Raw genomic sequence first — 18,846 nt, 5'->3', positions numbered from 1 at the left:
GCTCTTCGCTGGCGCGGGAAAAAAGCCGTGCGAATTCACCCTCTTGCCTCGTCGCGCGCCGTGCTCGCGCAACGAGAGCCGCCATGATGTCGGCCCTTGTCGGGACAAAAGGCGCAAGCGCGCTTGGCAGACCATGCCGCCATGGGTATCTGCTTGGTGGAAATGTCGATGCCCGAAGCCCTCACGAACTTCTGCCAGTCCTGCACGGTGCGCAACCGCGCGATCTGCGGCGACCTGCACGACGATGAAATCAACGTCCTGAACAAGATCGGGCGACGCCGTTGGGTCGAAGCGGGCGAGCAAGTGCTCTGGGAAGGCGACGACGCGGTCGTCGTGGCGAACGTGATCGAGGGGCTTCTGAAGCTTTCGACCCAGACGAGCGAAGGCAAGGAACAGATCCTCGGCATCGCCTATCCGTCCGACTTCCTCGGTCGGCCTTTTGGCGAAACCACACCTTACGGTGTCGAGGCGCTGACCCCTGCTCTCGTGTGCACGTTCCAGCGGTCGGATTTCGACCATTTCGCTCGCGAACACCCGCGACTGGAACACAAGCTGCTTGAACGCACGTTGTCCGAACTGGACCGCACGCGCCGCTGGATGCTGCTGCTCGGCCGTATGAATGCGGAGCAGAAGATGGCGACATTCCTGCTCGACATGGCTGACCGGCTCGTGCCCGCCACCTGCGCACCGATGCCGGAAAGCAACGAGGTCATGGAATTGCCGCTGACCCGGCAGCAGATTGCCGACGTCCTCGGCCTGACGATCGAGACGGTCAGCCGCCAGTTCACGAAGCTGCGCAAGGAAGGCCTGATCGACCTGCCGTCGCGCAGGGACGTTCGGATCATCGACCGCGCTGGGCTGGAAGCGCTGGCCAGCTAGGGCCGGGCGGTTTCCCGGCGCGCGTGGACATACCAGAGCGCGTGCGCAGGCCGCGCCTTCCTCGGCTCCAGATCCATCCCGCCGAATTGCCACATCCACGAACGGCGCAGGTGGTAGATCCACGACCATGGCGCGAACGGGTTCACGACAAGCAACAGCAGCGCGGCAACGATCTTGCGCGCTGTCCAGCGGACGGTGAAATTACCGAAGTGCCGGCTCGAGGCGATCGAGCTGTACTGGTAGTCGACCGTCGTGTCCTGCAGGTGCTCCACCTCGAACCAGGGCGCGCATAACCGGTCGAAATCTCCGATCCGCGGATAGAGGCCGGAATAATGGGCATGAAACGAATAGGCATGCAGCCAGTCCGACGCTGTCCATCCTCCCGAGGCCGAACTGTGCAGCGTGGCGGAAAAGACCTTGCCCGATGCCGTGTCGGCTTTGAGCGCCTCGGATGCCGAACGGAAGACATTGGCATAGACCTCGTCGGTGCCGCGCCGGTCGCGCATCTGGTAAGAGGTGCAGAAGTGTTCGAGCGAGCCGATCAACGTGACCGCATCGAACCTTCCTGCAAGCTTTGCCGGCAGGGGTTTGCGGAAATCGAGCACATGCGCCTCGATCCCCCGCGCCTCGACGATCCGTTGCTGGTCAGGTGACAGGGTGAGGCCGGTCCCGTCGATGCCGACCGATTTCAGATAGGCGAGAAAGTCGCCCAGTCCGCATCCCACGTCGAGCACGCGCATGCCCGGCTTCAGGCCAAGCAGTTCGACGATCCGGCGATACTTGTCGCGCGTCGCCTGCTCGATGCTCTTGTCGAAATCGCCGTCGAACAGGCCTTCTGTAAGGTCTCCGCGAGCCGCCAGGTCGGCCCGGTCGCCGAGGAAGATCGTGAACCACTGATAGACCCGCGCGACGCGTTCGGTCGAAGGGAACAGCCCGCGGTGGAACACGGTAAAGGCCAGCAGCTCCTGCAAGGCCAGCACCGCATAAGCAAAAACGGGCAGCCACCACCACGAGAGACCCGAAACAAGGCAGATTGCGCCGGCAACCGCGATCATGCCGAGCCAGACTGCGGTGCTGACGGGTGTCAGGAAAAGGACCGACCTCAGGTCACCGGCCTGCCGCGAAGTCGCCCGGAGGTCTGCCTCCGCTCGGATATCGGCACTACGCTCAGCGAGCGCCATCTATCGGGGTCCGCTTGCGATCGAAGTTCGAACTCAGGTCCTTCGGCACCATGCAGCCGAACCAGAAATCCTGGTCCAGTTTCTCGCCCAGCCCGACGTTCGGGTCGCTGTGCATCAGCGCGGTTCCAACCGCGAGCTGGATATAGGCGAGGCCCACGTCCTGCGCGAGGCAGGTACGCTCTCCCCTGCCGAAGGGGAAGAAATAGTCACTGCCGAGCGGATCGCTCGCCCGCCTTTCAGCGGTCCAGCGGCCCGGCTTGTAATGGTCGGCATCTTTCCAATGATCGGCATGGGTATGCGCATGGCGATTGCCGATGAGCAGGCTGGTATCCGCCGGCATCCGGTATCCTGCGACCACCACGTCGGCATCCGTCCGGACATTGCGCGTCCAGAGCGAAACGGGCGGCAACAGCCGCAAGGTCTCGAGCACTGCGGCCTGCAATTCCTCGCAGGCCCTGATCTGGGCGTGGGTAGCATCGGGGCCTAGGCCAGCGAGTGCATTGCACACACGCTCCATTTCGGTGTCGGACTTGCCGAGAAGGTAGAGGGTACAGGTTACCGCGCTCGAGCTCGAAACGATGCCGCCGTAATACATGTTGGCCAGTTCGGTGGCGAGCAGGTCATCATCGTGGTCGCAGCCCGCCCTGATCGCATGGCGCAGGAGATCGGTGCCCGTAGGGTTGGTCTCGGCCCGTGCCTTGCGCACTGCCCCGACGAAGGCCGCATGGTTGCGATCCTGCGCCGCCTGCGCCTCTTCGGGAAGCGTATCGAAGAGGAAAGGCATCTTGCTCTTCATCCGCCGGTCGAGTTCGCTGGCAACGATGACCCAGTCGCGGAAAGCGCTTTCCCCGAATTCCTCGCCATAAAGCATCACCGAGAACGCATCGAACGCCATATGCAGCAGCGTGTCGTAAGTGTGCTCGAAACTCTTCCCGACGAAGCCCGAAATCCGCTTCCTGAGCTGCTCGTGCATGCGCGGCAGGGCGGTATCGAGCCAGCCATCGCGCAGGGCGAGAACCATGGGATTGGACGCCATGCGTTCCGCCCAGACCTTGCCGCCCGGCTGGGTGAAAACGTCGCCTTCGTCAGTCGAAACCGGGCGCAGCGCGGCAGTCGGCGTTTTCTTGTAGAAGTCGGCCGTGTCTGTGACCATAATCTGGGTGATCGCTTCCGGATCGCTGACCAGCACGATGTCCGCCCCCGGCAGGTCGACCCGCGACAAGGCTCCCACGTCGCGCGCATAGTGGAGCATCACGTTCCACGGCGGCTGACCATCCACGAAATCGAGCATGTCGCCGAGTATCGGCAGGCCCTTGGGCGAGGGAAGGTCGTCGATCGACGGCTGATGGCCTGCACCCTTGCCCGTCATATGTTGATGCTCGCCGGGACTTTGGACGGAAGCAGGTAGACATAGGGTGCGGAGCGCGTGACGAGGTCACGGTTTTCACGGGTGATCTGTATCTCGATCTCCTTCAGGCGCGCCTGGAACACGGCGAGAGCACCTTCGACGATCTCCGGTTCGGTGATCATGTCGGAATAGGGGAAGCTGTTGGACTTGTATTCGCCCAGATGCGTGTGGTGGACGCCGCCGAGAAGCGAAAGGAACTCGGCCTGCAACTCCCCGAACTGGAGCGGGGGCAGGAGGTCTAGCCAGTCCTGCTCGGTCGCATCCCCTTCCTTCCATTCCGCCCACAGCGCACCGGCAAGCGCGGGGGAATAAGACATGTCCGCCCACTGCGTGAAATTGACCGCCGCGTGCTGTGCGCTGGCGGTGAACATGATCATGGCCAGCGCCTTGCGCAGGTCGGCACGGTTGCTGATCGGCGTGAAGCCCCCGATCCCGCCCTCCGAAGGGGGCGATGAAAGCGTCTTCGACCAAGCCCCGAGTTCGTCGTCGGCAGCAATGTCCGCATCGCTGCGATAGTAATAATCGACATAGGACCGCGCCCAGTCGCCGATGGCATCCCACAGGCGCAGCGCATCGTCACGGTAGGGGTAGTCGACGAGCCGCCCTTCCGGACCGATTTTGCGCCGCGCGAAATCGGCCGGCGGCATGGCGGCATGGAAGTCGTATTCCGACACGGCCCGCCCGGCGAGCCGGATCATGCTTTCCAGCGTGCCTCCGAAGGACAGGTCGATCACGCCGCCCGGCGCCAGCATGGAATGGGCGGCCGAATTGTTGATCGCCAGGGTGCCTTCGAAATGCGGCATCAGCAGCTTGTAGAGCGGATGGCGCGCGGACAAATTGCGCTTCGTGGCCAGTGCCGCCGCCTCCATGATGAGGTGCGTCTGGCCGAGATGGCAGACCAGCTCGTGGTAATTCGCGTCGGCGACCTGCACTGCGGTCTTCGCCTTCTGCCATGCCCACCCGTCGGCTGGGGTGGAAATCGAGAAGCTTTCAGGATCCTGCCCGACCTGGATCGCGACAGGACGCAGGGACCCGCCGGTTGGCGGCACAGCGAACAGGGCAATCGGGGCCGGTGTGTACTTGCGCTCCCCGAGTATGGGGTTGGTGTTATCCTCGACCGTATCGCCGATCAGCTCGTAATCGAGCAGGAAGAGGCGACCGTCCTTCAGGGCCGCAGCCAGCGTGTCACCAGCCTCGGCATTCACCGCATAATGGTCTTCGGTGACCGGAAACTTGGCGGGCAAGGTATCGATGCCCTTGATCAGCATCGGGTTCTGGCCGGCGACTCGCATCTGGGCGAACCAGTTGTCGTCCTGCCAAAGTTCCATGACCGGCGGGCGTTCGACCTCGCGGTAGAGGTCGTCATAGCACTGGATGGACTTCGGTCGGCCGTGCGGCGTCAGAGGCGACATCCATGGGCTGCTGGCCGTGGCATCGTGATGGCCGGTAATGTGCTGGCCGCGCAGCACCTTCTTCATCAGCGAATGGCTGGCGTCTTCGCCGAGGTGGTCGAGCAATTCGCCGACCTGCTCGATGCCAGCCCCGAACCCCTTGATCAGGCTGGTGAAAGTCAGGCCCTTGGCGACCTGCTTTTCGAACGCGTTCTCGACGATGTGCTCTTCTTCGATGCAGCGGTTGGCCACCACGTTGGCGAGGATGTTCTTGAGCGGAAGGAGCGTGCGCAGCGTCCATTCCTTGCTGGGCGTCGCCTCCTCGGGCACCTGCGCCACCATCGGAATTCCGGGCACGATATCATAGGATATCGCATAGCGAGCCTGCGCGACAGCAAGGTCGGCAGATCGTTTCTGCCGATCAGGGTCGTGCTGCGGTAGTGTTGCCGTGTCCCCCATGATGCAAAGTCTGTCAGCAGGATTCGCGCCAGTCAATCGGCGGTTGACCGCCGTGCCCCGTGCGGAGAACAAAGGGCTTGGTCGAAACAGGGAGGCGTTATAGGTCCGCATTCCATGAGCGGGATCTTCATTTCCTATGCCCGGGCGGACGAGCGCAAGGCGCGCTTGCTGGCGGAGATGCTGCGCCTCCACGGCTACAAGGTCTGGCGCGACGACCAGCTTCCTGCGCACCGCGCCTATGCCGAAGTGATCGAGGAACGCCTGCGCGATGCAGAAGCGGTCGTGGCCCTCTGGTCATCGGCAGCCGCACGCTCGCAATGGGTGCGGGCGGAAGCGGATACGGCCCGGCAGGATGGCAAGCTGGTCCAGGTCACGCTCGACGGAGCGCAGCCTCCACTCCCCTTCAACCAGATCCACTGCCTCGACATGAGCGGGTGGGACGGCAAGGAAAGCCCTGCCTGGCACCGCCTGCTGGCAACGATCGAGGAACTGGCCGAAGCCGGCGAGCCGGTGCCCAAGGCCTCACCCCGGCCTGCCATGGGCACCCAGAAGGCAACCATCCCGAGCATCGCCGTCCTTCCGTTCAAGGATCTTTCGCCGCAAGAGAGCGACGAATATTTCGCCGACGGCATCGTCGAGGAAATCGCCACCGTCCTCTCGCGGTTCAATGTCCTCTTCGTCCTGGGGGCGTCCACGAGCAGGGTCTACCGCGACAGCACTTTGCCCCTGCCGGAAATCGCGCTCGAACTGGGGGTGCGTTACCTCCTTGTCGGCAGCGTGCGCAGGGCCAGCGGACGGGTTCGCATCGCTGTCTCGCTGATCGACGGCGAAGGCGGCGCGCAGGTCTGGGCCGGCCGTTTCGACGACGAGCTCGAAGATGTCTTCGAATTGCAGGACCGGATCGCCAATTCGGTCGCCAGCGCGATCGATGCGACGATCGAGGCGCTCGAAACCCGCCGCGCGGTGGAGCGGCCGACCAGTTCACCCGGTGCCTACGAGCTCTTCCTCCGGGCCAACGCTGCCACCATGAGCTGGGATCGCGAAGACATGGAAGTCGCGATCGAGGCCGCCGAGGAAGCGCTGCGCCTCGACCCGAAATTCGCTTGGGCCGCCGTCATTCTCGCGATGAGCCATGCGGTCTATTACAATTCACAGTGGGACGAGAACGGCGAGGAGCACCGCGATAAGGCGCATCGTTACCTCGACCTCGCCCTGCGCCTGCGGGGAGAGGACACCTATGTGCTCGCCCACGGTGCCGGCGTGCTCGTGGCGCTCGGCGAAGACCTGCCGACGGCGGAGCGCCTCATCGGTCGCGCGCTAGAGGTAAACCCCGGCTCGGCCCTCACCCGCCTTTACGCCGGATGGACTGCGCTGGCCGCAGGTCGACCGGAAGAAGGCATCGAGCATTTCGAGGAGTCTCTCAGGCTCGATCCCCATTCCGCGCGCCGCTACGGCCTGCTTTCGGGCAAGGGCCTGTGCCTCGTCGGGCTGGGACGGCTGGACGAAGCGCATATGGTGCTGTCGGAATCGCTGCACCTTGCCCCCGATCACAGTCCCGGCATTTTCGGCCTGACCTTGTGCTTGGCGGCGATGGGCAGGCCCGAGGAAGCCCGGACCATGGCCCGCAGGCTCGATCCGCCATCGGTGATCGAACGATCGCTGGCGGTCGTTCAGGACCCCGACCAGCGCGCTTCGATGCAAGCGATGCTCGCGCAGGTTATGGAATAGCGAGCGCCTCGCCGAAATCAGACAAGCTGCAAGGCGCCGGACTTCTCGCCCCTCGCGAGGTCGAGGCCCTCGGCAATGCTGGAGACGTATTTGAGCGACAGTTCCGTCATCGGCCGAAGATCTTCCGACCCGCGCGATCCGATTTGCCAGTGCCCCTTGGTGTCGCGAGCAATCCAGTTCTTCTTTTCCATCTTCGCGATCTTGCGCCTGACTGTCTCGCGGGGAATCCCTGTCACTTGCGCGATCGAGAGCGTGTTCAAGGGCTTGCGGAAATCGATGTTCTTGCGCGCGAGCAAATCGGCATAGCTGAACGAGACGGGTAATCTGTCAGCCGGCAGCAGGGCTGCACCCACAACCGCCATGATCAGTGCGGCATCGAGATCGCCGTCGAATGCATCCCTCAACTCGGACAAGAGGGCGATCATGCCTTCGACATGGCGCGGCCAGAGGAGGGAAAAATGTTCTTCAGCGATATTCGGCAAACGAACCCCCATTGAAACGTCCGGCAGGAAAATTGCGTTTAGTGCCCATTTTGGGTAATTGATAGCTGGTAAATCGCATCATTTGAGGCGCATAGGGCCAGTCGGGTCGCCATTCATTCCTTTCAGGGAGGCTGGCGTATGCAAGCAGAAGGTGACAGTTCTACCGTTCGTGGGTTTCGCGCGATGCGCGTCAGACCCCTCGTGTTGCTGGCCGCCGCTGTTTCGCCACTCGCCTTCGGATCGCCCGCATTCGCGCAGGATGCCGAACCCGCCGCCGACCAAGGCCCGACCCAGATCAAGTATACGTTCGAAGGCGGCGTAAACGCCGTCGCCGAAGAAAATCTCTACTGGAACCTGGCGGACAAGTTCGCTCCCTCGGCCGGTTTCGATTCGGACACGCAATGGCTCGAATTCTATGTGAAGCCGGGCGTCGAGATCACCCATGACGCAAGCTCGGACATCCAGTTCTACGGCGGCTTTTCCATGGTCGCCTCGGCGACGCTCGGCACTGACGCCTTCGACCAGCAGAACACCAGCCGCGTAACCATCGAAGAGGCCTATGTCGGCTTCCGCACGGGCTCGGTCGAAACCGGCCAGTTCGACCTGTCGGCCGGCGCGCAGGAACTGAAGCTCGGCACGGGCATGCTGATTTCCAACGGTGCCTCCAATGGTTTTGAACGCGGCGCCGTAAAGCTTGGCCCGCGCAAGGCGTGGGAGCGCACCATCATCGGTCGCTTCCGCTACCAGGGCCTTACCGCGACCGGATTCTTCATCGACCCGAACGAGCTCGCCTCCAACAACACCAAGACGCACAGCGTCGGCGGCGACATCCGCTACGATTTCGACAAGACCGATTTCGCCGGCGTCAGCTACGTCAACGTCCTGCAATCGGGCGCTCCGTATCCGCAGGCAGCGCCGGGCGGCAACGGTCCGCCCGCATTCCTCGACGGCGGGCGCGAGGGCCTCAACGCGCTGTCATTCTACGGCATGTTCCACCCGGCCAAGGGTGCGCTGCCCGGCTTCTATGTCGGCCTCGACGGTGCCTATGAATGGAACGACCGCGTCAGCCTCGACGCGTGGGGTGGACGCATCAAGATCGGCCATGCCTGGAACGACAAGCCGTGGCGCCCCGACCTGTTCTATTCCTACCAGACCTTCTCGGGCGACGATCCCGACACGCCCGAGCTGGAGCGGTTCGACCCGCTCAACTACGAAGGCTCGCCCGCAAGCTGGGCCACGGGTTCGAAGGCGGCGCTCGTCTTCATCAACTCGAACGTGCAGTCGCACCAGCTGACGCTCAAGACCATGCCCAGCCCGCGTGACTTCCTGACGCTGAGGGCCGCACACATCCGGGTGAACGAGCAGCGCAGCCCGATCCAGTTCGGCCAGGCGACCAGGCTCGAGATCACCGACGACCTGGGCGCTGTGATCGCCGGCGTCACCGCCAACCATCTCGCGGACGATTTCTTCATCGAATACACCCGCGTACTGACGCCCAATGCCTTCCTGACCGGAGGGTTCAGCATCTCCATTCCCGGCAAGGGGATCGAGAATGCCTTCGGTGGTGATGCGCCCGCGTGGACGGGTGGCTTTGTGAATCTCGTCGTCAATATGTGACCGGATCGGGCCGTCGGGCCCAATGAAGTCGCGCCTTACCCGGACAGCGACTTTCGAATTGAGGAGAGACAGTGATGAAAAAGCTTCTTGGAAAATCTCTCGGCGCTGGCGCCCTTGCCGTGGCCGCCATGGGCCTGTCGCCTGCAGTAGCGCAGGACGATGCCGGCGAAACGCTCAGCCAGGAAGAGCAGGTCGATAACGGCCTCAAGAATTTCGGCTACATCGCTGGTCTCTCGCGCGGGTGCGTCGCCGAAAGCCAGCAGGTCGCTTTCGAGCGGGACGTGCTGGACATGAACGCCTCCATCGCCCGGCTGCTCGGTGTCGACCGCGCCTTCCTGTTCTCCTCCGCCTTCGGTTACGGCACCAGTGTTGCCGTCGAGACCGAGAACTGCGCCGAAGTCCTCAAGCAGTACGAACGGCGCGCGGCGAAATTCCGCGGCGCGGCACAGGAGGGCTGAGCCATGTACGCCAAAATATTGATGGCGCTCGGCACGGTCACCGTTCTCGCGGCTATCCCGTCCGAAGTGCAGGCACAGAGCTGGGAAGTGCGCCGGGAAATCCGCGAAGCCAACCGCGAGGTCAATCGCGAGAGGCGGGAAGCGGACGAACGCATCAGGCGCTGCAAGGACCGCGAATGCGTCGAGCGCGAATACCGCAAGGCCAATCGCGAAGTCGCCCGCGAACGCCGCGAGGCACGGCGCGAAGTGAGCCGCGAAATCCGCGAGGATTATTACGACCGGTTCTACCGCGGAAACGGCCGCTGGTGGCGCGACGGACGGTACTGGAACCGCGATGACTATCTTCGCCGGTACTACAAGCGCAGCGACAATGACGGGGCGGATGTCCTGACGGGCGTGCTCGTCGGAGCGGCCGTGATCGGCGTGATCGCTGCTGTCACGGATGACGATTGAGGCCTCGAACAGGGAGTAATTCCATGCGTTTCATTTCCAGACTCCCCGCGATGGGGCTTTCGCTTGCTGTCGCCGCAGGCCTTTCGGCATCGGCATCGGCCCAGCAGGGCCAGCCGCCCCTTTCGGCAGAGGAATCCGATCCGCGCGTGCTCGGCTGGATGATCGGTTCGCCGCCGCCTGCCGACAAGATCATCACCCAGCCCGATTCGGTCTATTTCAGCTTCCCTCGCCTGCGGTGGAGCGTTTGCCACCTGCGTGAATTCCTCCCGACCGAAGAAATCAGCCGCGGACTCGGCGCGCCGGTTCCGCTGTCCTACCTGACGCCCGACGAGCTCACGCAGTATGCGGAAGAAATCGACGCGCTGACTTTCACGCCGATGAATTCGGACGGGCTGATGACGTGGAAGGATTCGCTCGGCGCCAATTACACCGACGGCATGCTGATCATGCACAAGGGCCGGGTCGTGTACGAGAAATACTCGGGCTGCCTGACCGAGGACGGCAAGCACGCCGCCATGTCGATGACCAAGTCGCTGACCGGCCTTCTCGCCCAGATCCTGGTGACCGAGGGCACGCTCGATGAAACCAAGCGCGTCATCGACATCATTCCCGAAATCAAGGGTAGCGCTTTCGCCACGGCGACCGTGCGCGAGGTCATGGATATGACTACCGGGGTGAAATATTCGGAGAATTACGCCGATCCCAACGCCGATATCTGGGTTTATTCCCGTGCAGCCAGCCCGCTGCCCAAGCCCGAAGGCTACAAGGGCCCGAACGGCTACTGGGAATACCTACAGCAGGTGCAGCCCGATGGGCGTCACGGCGACGAGTTCCACTACAAGACGATCAATTCCGACATGCTCGGCTGGATCATCACCCGGGTGACCGGAAAGGAAGTGACGCAGCTCGCATCCGAACGGCTGTGGTCGAAAATGGGCGCGGAACAGGCCGCCTACCAGACGGTCGACGGCAAGGGTGTGCCCTTCGCCGGTGGCGGTCTCACCGCGAGCCTGAGGGATCTCGGCCGGCTTGGCCAACTCATGCTCGACGAGGGGGTCATCAACGGCCGCAGGCTCTTCCCTGCAGAGGTAGCGCAGCGAATCCGGCAAGGCGGCGATCCGTCGAAATTCGCTGGCTTCCCGACCATTCCGAACGGCAGCTACACCAGCCAGTGGTGGGTCTTCCACAACGATCACGGCGCCTATGCCGCTCGCGGTGTGCATGGCCAGACCATCTATGTCGACCCGACGGCAGAGATGGTGCTGGTGCGCTTCGCTTCGTTCCCGACAGCAGCGAACGGCAGGATCGATCCTACCTCGCTGCCCGCCTACCAGGCGGTGGCCGAATACCTGATGGCAAAGGATTGAGGCCGCCCGAGACGAGGAGGCCGGATTGGCTGTTTCAAAGATAATCGCGCTGTGCTTCGCAGCGTTCTGGACGCTTGCGTTCGCCCATGTGGCGAACGCCCAGGACGCCGCGGAGGAAACTGCAACACCGGCTGTCGAAGAAACCGCGGCGGATGCAGGCGAGGAGGACCTCGTCTCCATGGTCACCCGGTCAGAGATATCCAATCCGGAACTGGCGCACCTGCTCGTACCGCTGACTGCGGATGAACTGCAGCAGGCCAGCGAGGCCTGGCTGGTTCTCGTCCGCACCAAGACCGAGGAGATCGCACGCGCCCAGGCTGACCGCATTGGCGGGGCCGACCCCGCCGACGAGGGGAAGATCGCCAGGATCATCACTCTCGTCGAACAGCGCGCAAAGCTGCTCGAGAAGTTCACGTTGGTGGTCGATTCCCTCGAAAGGAAGGGCGGTGATCCAGACCAGGTCGCCCGCCTGAGGGCTTACCGGAACGGCATCCTGTTCGAAGAAACCTCGCAGGCGAGCGCCAAGGCCCTGTTCGGTTCGATGGTCGAGTGGCTCGGCAGGCCGGATGGCGGTATAGCCTTGCTGAAAAGAGTGTTGGTCGCCCTTTTGGCCCTCGGAGCGATCGTGCTGGCGGCACGGGTGGCGAAAGGTTTCGTCCGGCTCTGGATCGGACGCTTCACCAGTCTGTCGAAACTCCTGCAGGCCTTCATCGTCGGGGCCTTCTTCTGGCTGTTCATACTGGCCGGCATCGTGATCGTCCTCGCTTCAATCGATGTCGACATCACGCCTGTCTTCGCGCTGATCGGGGGTGCTTCCTTCATCCTCGCCTTCGCCTTCCAGGATACGCTCGGCAATCTCGCAAGCGGCCTGATGATCATGATCAACCAGCCTTTCGACGAAGGCGATTACATCGAGGTCGGAGGAGTCGGCGGAACGGTCAGGAACGTGAGCATGGTGGGCACCACTGTGGCCACACCGGACAACCGTATCGTCATCGTCCCCAACAAGAACGTCTGGGGCAACGTCATCGTGAATGCGACGGCGAGCGAGACACGGCGCGTGGACCTGGTATTCGGCGCATCATATGGCGACCCCATCCAGGACGTGCTCGACGTCCTGCAGCAGCAGGTCGCTGCCCATCCCAAGGTCCTTGCCGATCCTGCGCCGGAAATCCGCCCGACCGAACTGGGCGCGAGCGCGGTGACTTTCGTCTGCAGGCCGTGGGTGGCGGCAGAGGATTACTGGGACGTGCATTGCGACCTGACGCGCAGCGTGAAGGAAGCATTCGAGCAGCGCGGCCTCACGATGCCCTATCCGCAGCAGGACGTTCACGTTAAATCGCTGCCCTCCCCCGCAGGCGCCTGATCCGCACGAATCCGGTTCCCGACAACCGAAACCGGGAAGGAATCTGGCACCTTCCGTTGCGTAACGGTTGCGATTCGCTCGAACCTTCCATTACGTGAGATTCGAAAGCCGGCAGGAGCTGGCCCTACCAGGGCTGGCCGGACAGAACGGATATCGGAGCCTGAGCCAATGAATCTCGAATTCACCCCCGAGGAAAAAGCCTTCCGCGACGAAGTGCGCGCCTTCATCTCGCAGAACTATCCCGCCCATCTTGCCGATTTCGGAATGCGCGAGGACATGTCGCCCGAAGACATGGTCGCCTGGCACAAGATCCTGGGCGAAAAAGGCTGGTCCGTACCTGCATGGCCGGTGGAATATGGCGGCACCGGCTGGACGCCGACCCAGCGCTATATCTGGTCGGAAGAAAATGCCCGCGTGAACGCGTTCATGCCGCTCCCGTTCGGCGTGGCGATGGTCGGCCCGGTCATCTACACCTTCGGCAATGAAGAGCAGAAGGCGAAGCACCTGCCCGGCATCCGCAGCGGCGATGTGTGGTGGTGCCAGGGCTATTCCGAACCGGGCGCCGGTTCGGACCTCGCCTCGCTGAAGACCACCGCGGTCCGCGACGGTGACCACTACGTCATCAACGGCCAGAAGACCTGGACCACGCTGGCCCAATATGCGGACTGGGGCTTCTTCCTGTGCCGGACCGACCCCGATGCCGACAAGCCGCAGGAAGGCATCAGCTTCATCCTCGTCGACATGAAGACGCCCGGCGTCGAAGTGAAGCCGATCAAGCTTCTCGACGGGGGCTACGAGGTCAACGAGACCTGGCTGACCGACGTGCGCGTGCCTGTCGAGAACCTCGTCGGCCAGGAGAACAAGGGCTGGACCTACGCCAAGTTCCTGCTCGCCCACGAACGCAGCGGGATTGCCGGTGTCGCCCGTTCGAAGCGCGGCGTCGAAAAACTGCGCGAAATCGCGGCGAAGGAAACGCTCGACGGCCAGCCGCTGATCGAGGACTTCGATTTCGCGCGCAAGGTCAGCCAGCTGGAAATCGATCTCGCCGCGCTCGAGATCACCGAACTGCGCACGCTGGCCGGGGAACAGGCTGGCAAGGGACCGGGGCCCGAAAGCTCGATCCTCAAGATCAAGGGTACCGAAATCCAGCAGCGTTTGACCGAACTCACGCTCGAGGCGGTCGGCAGCTACGGCACGCCCTATTACGGCAGCATCGCCAACGACACCGGATCGAACGAATATCCGATCGGGCCGGAGTATGCGCACCACTCTGCCGCGACCTATTTCAACATGCGCAAGACCTCCATTTATGGCGGATCGAACGAGATCCAGCGCAACATCATCACGAAAATGATCCTCGGCCTGTAAGGCGCGGGGCACCAGCGGAGAGAGACCCGTGGATTTCAACTTCACCGAAGAACAGGACATGGTGCGCGACGGACTTTCGCGCATGGTCCGCGAACAATACGACTGGGAAAGCCGCCGCGCGGCCATTGCGAGCGATGCGGGCTGGCGGCCTGAAGTCTGGGCCCAGCTTGCCGAACTCGGCATCCTCGGCATGCCCTTCAGCGAGGACGTCGGCGGTTTCGGCGGCGGCGCGGTCGATGCGATGATCGTGATGGAAGAGTTCGGCAAGGGCCTCGTGGTCGAGCCCTTCGTTCCCACAGTGGTTTGCGCCGGCGGCTTCCTGAAGCATGCCGGAAGCGAGGCGCAGCGCGAGGAGCACCTGTCGGCCATCATCGACGGCAGCCGCGTTTTCGCCTTCGCCTATGCCGAACCGCGCGGGCGATATGATTATGCCGACCTTGAAACCACCGCGAAAAAGGACGGGGACGGCTATGTCCTCAACGGTCACAAGGCCGTCGTCATCGGCGCACCTTGGGCGAGCCACCTCGTCGTGACTGCCCGCACCGGCGGTGACCGCCGCGACCGCGAAGGCGTGAGCGTTTTCATCGTCGATAAATCGGCCGACGGCATCGTGACGAGGGACTACGAGACAGTCGACGGCCGCCGCGCATCGGAAGTCTACTTCGAAAACGTCTCGGTGCCCGGTGATGCCCTGATCGGCGAAGAAGGCGCTGCCCTTCCCCTGATCGAGCTAGTCACCGACGAGGCGATCGCCGCGCAATGCGCCGAGGCTTGCGGCGCCATGAAGGTCGCCCACGCCATGACCGTCGAATATTCCCGCCAGCGCAAGCAGTTCGGCGTTCCGATCGGCAAGTTCCAGGTTCTCCAGCACCGCATGGTCGACATGTACACCGCTTACGAGCAGTCGGTTTCGCTGACCTATCTCGCGACGCTGAAGCTGGAAGCAGGCGAAAGGGAGCGCAAGCGCGCGGTGTCCGCCGCCAAGGTCGGCGTCGGCCAGGCAGCCCGTCTCGTCGGACAGGAATCGATCCAGATCCACGGCGGCAACGGTGTGACCGACGAATATGCGATCGGCCATTACTTCAAGCGCCTGACGATCTTCGAATCGGAATTCGGCAACGTCGACCATCACCTTAAGCGGCACGTCTCGCTGGCCTGAATCCGCTGAAGGCTTTCAGGCCTTCGGTTCCGGAAAGCGTCTAAACCAGCCAATGGGGCCATCGGACCAATGCCCGGTGAGCCCCCTTTGGGCTGTGCGACGAATAAAGCGAGGCAAGCCTTTGCCGCTCATGTGATGCTTTGCTCGGCCTGTTCTTCGCGCCGCGCGAATTTCTTTCAGGCCGGGGATTGGAAAAACCAATCCAGCGCCTCGCAAAGCGCGATTCATTCGGTTAGCCTTCTGACAACAGAAGGGATTTTCATGCGCAACAGACTCGTTCTCGCCGTTTCCGCCATCGCTCTGGCGGCCAGCCAGGCCAATGCACAGGAGAGCGCAGGAGCGCCCGACACATCGCAACAAGCGGCTCCTGCAAATGCCGCCGCCGAAGTGCGACTGGACTATGAGAAGTTCGTTCTGGGCAACGGGCTGGAGGTCATCCTCGCGGTGGACGATTCCGATCCGATCGTCTCGCTGATGACCGTGGCCCATGTAGGCTCCGCTCGCGAAAAGCCTGGTCGCACGGGCTTTGCGCATTTCTTCGAACACATGGCGTTCAACGATTCCGAAAACGTGCCGCAGGGCGCAAATCGCCGCGATATCCCTGCCTGGGGCGGCGATCGCAACGGCTACACCACCCGCGACCGCACCGTGTACTACGAGACCGTCCCGATCGACGCGTTCGACAAGCTGCTGTGGATCGATTCCGACCGCCTCGGCTTCATGATCAATACTGTCACGGAGGACGCGCTCGAGCGCGAAAAGCAGGTCGTAAAGAACGAGAAGCGCCAGCGGGTCGACAACGCGCCTTACGGCTATGTCGGGGAAGTGGTCGCCGGCGCGCTCTATCCGGCAGACCACCCCTACAACTGGACAGTCATTGGCTCCTTGCCGGACCTGCAGGCAGCAACGCTGGCCGACGTGCGCGAGTTCTACGATGCTTACTACGGCCCGAACAATACGACGCTCGCGATCGTGGGCGACATCGACATTGCCGAGACCAAGGCCAAGGTCGAACGCTGGTTCGGCGAGATTGCCCGCGGGCCAGAGGTTCCCGATGCCACTCCCCGTCCGGTAGAGCTCGATGCCGATGCACGCCTGATGTTCGAGGACAATTTCGCCAAGCTTCCCGAACTGCGTCTCGTCTACCCCACCCCGGCGCAATTCGACGGCGACGAAATGGCATTGAACGTCCTCGCCAACTATCTCGGCTCGAAAGCGTCCCCGCTTTACCGCGAGGTTGTCGAAGGCGGACTGGCTGCCAACGTATTCTCGTTCCACCGGGCCGAGGAACTGGCCGGGGAACTGGCCATCCTGGTTCGCGCCAATGCCGGCACTGACCTCGATGCCGTCCTGGCAGCGGTCGACGCCGGGCTTGCCGAAGTCGCAGCCCAAGGGATTCCCGAAGGCGAGCTGCTTCGAATCCAGGCCGAATCCGAGACCGGCCTCTACAACCAGCTCTCGACCGTGCGCGGCAAGGCCGAGGCGCTGGCTATCGGCAACGAATTTGCCGGAGATCCGGCATATATCCTGAAGACCCTGGCCGATGTCCGGTCCCTCGACACATCCGATGTCGAGCGTGCATTTGCGACGCACGTCGCCCGACAGCCGCGCGTCATCACCAGCTTCGTGCCCAAGGGCGAAGCCGCGCTCGCCGTCGACAAGAGCGAAGTCGCCAAGGTCTGGATCGAAGAGGTTGGCGAAGGCAGCGCCGACGAGGAAGTGAGCCAGGGTGAAGCGGCAGAGTTCGTAAAGACGCCCACCAAGTACGACAGGTCCGAGCCGGCTTTCGGCGAATTGCCACTGTCGAAGACAGTTCCGATCTGGAAAGCCGATCTTGCGGAGAACGTCTCGCTTATCGGCACGACCTTCGACGAAACCCCCGTGGCGTCCTTCATCATCACGTTCGAAGGAGGGACCCGGCTCGACACGGACGCAGGCCTCGGGACGACCGCCCTGCTCACCTCGCTGATGCAAGAAGGCTCCGCCACGCGCAGTGCTGCGGAAATCGAGCAGGCCCTGGGGCGCCTCGGTGCAGGCTATTCGGTAGGTGCGAACTCCGACGGAGTTTCCATCAGCGGCACGACGCTCGCCCGCAACCTGCCCGAGGTGGTCGAGGTGTTGTCGGAAATCATCGCGACACCGCGCTTTACCCCTGATGCCTTGTCGCGAGCGCGCGACAAGCAGTTGTCTGCCATCCGTAACGCGCAGGCCAATCCGGCCGCGATCGCCGCACTTGCTTTCGACGCCCTGGCATACGGCGACCATCCGGAAGGGCGCCGCGCGATCGGAACCATCGAGACGGTCGAGGGGATCGACCTCCAGGCTCTGCGCGATCGCCACGCCGCACTCGGCTCGAACGGCGTCCGCATACACGTCGCAGGCGATGTGAGCGAAGCTGCAGCGACCGCGGCGTTCGCGCCGCTGGCACGCTCGCTCGCGCGGGACGCAGCACCAATCGAACTGGCGCTTGCTGCGGATACGGGCGTGGCAGGCAACGTCTATTTCATCGACGTGCCGGGCTCCAAGCAGAGCGTCATCCGCGCCGGACGTCTGACGGTCGCGTCCGACAGTCCAGAGCACGAACGGATCGAGTTCGCGAACCAGAAGCTCGGCGGCTCCATCGGCGGCGACCTGGCGCAGATGCTGCGCATCGAGAAGGGTTACACTTACGGCGCCTATTCTGCCGTGAGCGGCGGCCGCGTCACTCAGCCATGGGGCGTGCAGACCAGCGTGCGCGCAAACGCGACCGGCCCGTCGCTCGAAATCATTCGCGACATGGTTTCCGCCTACGGCCAGAACTTCGGCGAAGCGGAAGCCGACCTCACGCGCAACCAGATCATCAAGGACACGGCACGATCGCAGGAAAGCCTGGGCGCCAAGCTCGGGCTCATTGCCGAGATGGCCAAATACGACCTCTCGAACCGCTTGGTCGAAGAACGTCAGGAGCGGCTGCTCGCCATGTCCGTGGAAGATTTCCGCAAAACGGCGCAGGAATGGTTCGATCCGGAAGAAATGATCTGGGTCGTGGTCGGCGACGGGGAAACCCAGCGGTCGGCCGTACAGGAATTCGCCGCCAGCCTGCCCGGTAAGTTCATCGAGCTCGATAGCGAAGGCAATCCGGTCAGCAGAATTCCCGAGGGGTCCTGACAGCATTGACGGGAGCCTTCGTCCAGAAACGCGGCACCGCATGCGGGACCGGCGGCCCAATGACGGCCTCCGGTTCCGACATGACGATACACCCGACTGTTCGCTGACAATTTGGAGAATGGTGGTGCCGCTTACGTGACTCGAACACGTGACCCCATCATTACGAAATCCTTAGAGAAAGCTCGAACCCGGCATATTTTACAAAGCCTTATCTCCGCGAAATCATCCATTTCGCCTAGCGACCCAGCTAGTTCCCAAAGCGCCTCAGGAGGGAAACCCGAGTTTGATCAAGTGAATTGACGTTGACCCGGTGGAATCGTCAGCCGCGCCCCATTCTCCTCCCCATTTAGGCCGCTGTTCCGTGTCGAATGCCCCACTTTCAA

14 protein-coding genes are annotated in these 18,846 nt (G+C 62.9%); 10 read left to right on the top strand and 4 right to left on the bottom strand.

Annotated features, from left to right (window positions below):
- Positions 1 to 168 precede the first annotated feature (168 nt).
- Positions 169 to 879 carry a Crp/Fnr family transcriptional regulator gene (locus LC083_RS09250; RefSeq protein ID WP_226700155.1) on the top strand — a complete coding sequence of 237 codons (711 nt, stop codon included), beginning with the start codon at positions 169 to 171 and terminating at the stop codon, positions 877 to 879.
- On the opposite strand, the gene LC083_RS09245 is transcribed toward LC083_RS09250, so the two are convergent.
- From LC083_RS09245 to LC083_RS09235, 3 genes are read right to left on the bottom strand one after another with little or no spacing between them, the layout of a single operon-like run.
- A complete protein-coding gene (locus LC083_RS09245) occupies positions 876 to 2,060 on the bottom strand; it encodes an SAM-dependent methyltransferase (protein ID WP_226700154.1) in 1,185 nt (394 codons plus the stop codon). The two genes, LC083_RS09250 and LC083_RS09245, sit on opposite strands and share 4 nt — an antisense overlap.
- Positions 2,047 to 3,429 (bottom strand): cytochrome P450, encoded by a 1,383-nt coding sequence (locus LC083_RS09240; RefSeq protein WP_226700153.1) that lies wholly within the window; start codon positions 3,427 to 3,429, stop codon positions 2,047 to 2,049. The genes LC083_RS09245 and LC083_RS09240 overlap by 14 nt, the downstream gene beginning before the upstream one ends.
- The gene (locus tag LC083_RS09235) at positions 3,426 to 5,318 is read right to left on the bottom strand and encodes a lipoxygenase family protein (RefSeq protein WP_226700152.1); all 1,893 of its coding nucleotides are present in this window, start codon (positions 5,316 to 5,318) and stop codon (positions 3,426 to 3,428) included. The genes LC083_RS09240 and LC083_RS09235 overlap by 4 nt, the downstream gene beginning before the upstream one ends.
- A gap of 114 nt (positions 5,319 to 5,432) precedes the next feature.
- Here LC083_RS09235 and LC083_RS09230 point away from each other — a divergent pair, with 114 nt between their 5' ends.
- Entirely contained in the window at positions 5,433 to 7,046 is a 1,614-nt protein-coding gene (locus LC083_RS09230) for a TIR domain-containing protein (protein WP_226700151.1), read from the top strand.
- 17 nt (positions 7,047 to 7,063) lie between these two features.
- Here LC083_RS09230 and LC083_RS09225 read toward each other — a convergent pair whose 3' ends face one another.
- The gene (locus LC083_RS09225) at positions 7,064 to 7,540 is read right to left on the bottom strand and encodes a hypothetical protein (RefSeq protein ID WP_226700150.1); all 477 of its coding nucleotides are present in this window, start codon (positions 7,538 to 7,540) and stop codon (positions 7,064 to 7,066) included.
- Between the two features lie 171 nt (positions 7,541 to 7,711).
- On the opposite strand from LC083_RS09225, the gene LC083_RS09220 reads away from it, so the two are divergent.
- The 8 genes from LC083_RS09220 to LC083_RS09185 all read left to right on the top strand — a co-directional run bounded on the left by LC083_RS09220 (position 7,712) and on the right by LC083_RS09185 (position 18,463).
- Complete coding sequence (locus LC083_RS09220; protein WP_224831965.1) at positions 7,712 to 9,145, top strand: hypothetical protein; 1,434 nt, start codon at positions 7,712 to 7,714, stop codon at positions 9,143 to 9,145.
- A gap of 74 nt (positions 9,146 to 9,219) precedes the next feature.
- On the top strand, positions 9,220 to 9,603 hold the full coding sequence (locus LC083_RS09215; protein WP_226700149.1) for a hypothetical protein: 384 nt from the start codon (positions 9,220 to 9,222) through the stop codon (positions 9,601 to 9,603).
- A 3-nt stretch (positions 9,604 to 9,606) separates the two neighbouring features.
- A complete protein-coding gene (locus tag LC083_RS09210; protein WP_226700148.1) occupies positions 9,607 to 10,056 on the top strand; it encodes a hypothetical protein in 450 nt (149 codons plus the stop codon).
- Between the two features lie 23 nt (positions 10,057 to 10,079).
- On the top strand, positions 10,080 to 11,423 hold the full coding sequence (locus tag LC083_RS09205) for a serine hydrolase domain-containing protein (protein ID WP_226700147.1): 1,344 nt from the start codon (positions 10,080 to 10,082) through the stop codon (positions 11,421 to 11,423).
- Positions 11,424 to 11,448: 25 nt separating this feature from the next.
- The gene (locus tag LC083_RS09200; protein ID WP_226700146.1) at positions 11,449 to 12,789 is read left to right on the top strand and encodes a mechanosensitive ion channel family protein; all 1,341 of its coding nucleotides are present in this window, start codon (positions 11,449 to 11,451) and stop codon (positions 12,787 to 12,789) included.
- A gap of 168 nt (positions 12,790 to 12,957) precedes the next feature.
- The gene (locus LC083_RS09195; RefSeq protein ID WP_226700145.1) at positions 12,958 to 14,157 is read left to right on the top strand and encodes an acyl-CoA dehydrogenase family protein; all 1,200 of its coding nucleotides are present in this window, start codon (positions 12,958 to 12,960) and stop codon (positions 14,155 to 14,157) included.
- A gap of 28 nt (positions 14,158 to 14,185) precedes the next feature.
- Complete coding sequence (locus LC083_RS09190) at positions 14,186 to 15,316, top strand: acyl-CoA dehydrogenase family protein (RefSeq protein WP_226700144.1); 1,131 nt, start codon at positions 14,186 to 14,188, stop codon at positions 15,314 to 15,316.
- A 261-nt stretch (positions 15,317 to 15,577) separates the two neighbouring features.
- A complete protein-coding gene (locus LC083_RS09185; RefSeq protein ID WP_226700143.1) occupies positions 15,578 to 18,463 on the top strand; it encodes a M16 family metallopeptidase in 2,886 nt (961 codons plus the stop codon).
- Positions 18,464 to 18,846 lie beyond the last annotated feature (383 nt).

The organism is Qipengyuania gaetbuli, assembly GCF_020524765.1.
GTDB lineage: Bacteria > Pseudomonadota > Alphaproteobacteria > Sphingomonadales > Sphingomonadaceae > Qipengyuania > Qipengyuania gaetbuli_A.
The sequence above is the reverse complement of the archived record's forward strand: the minus strand, read 5'-3'. Positions and strand labels throughout refer to the sequence as shown.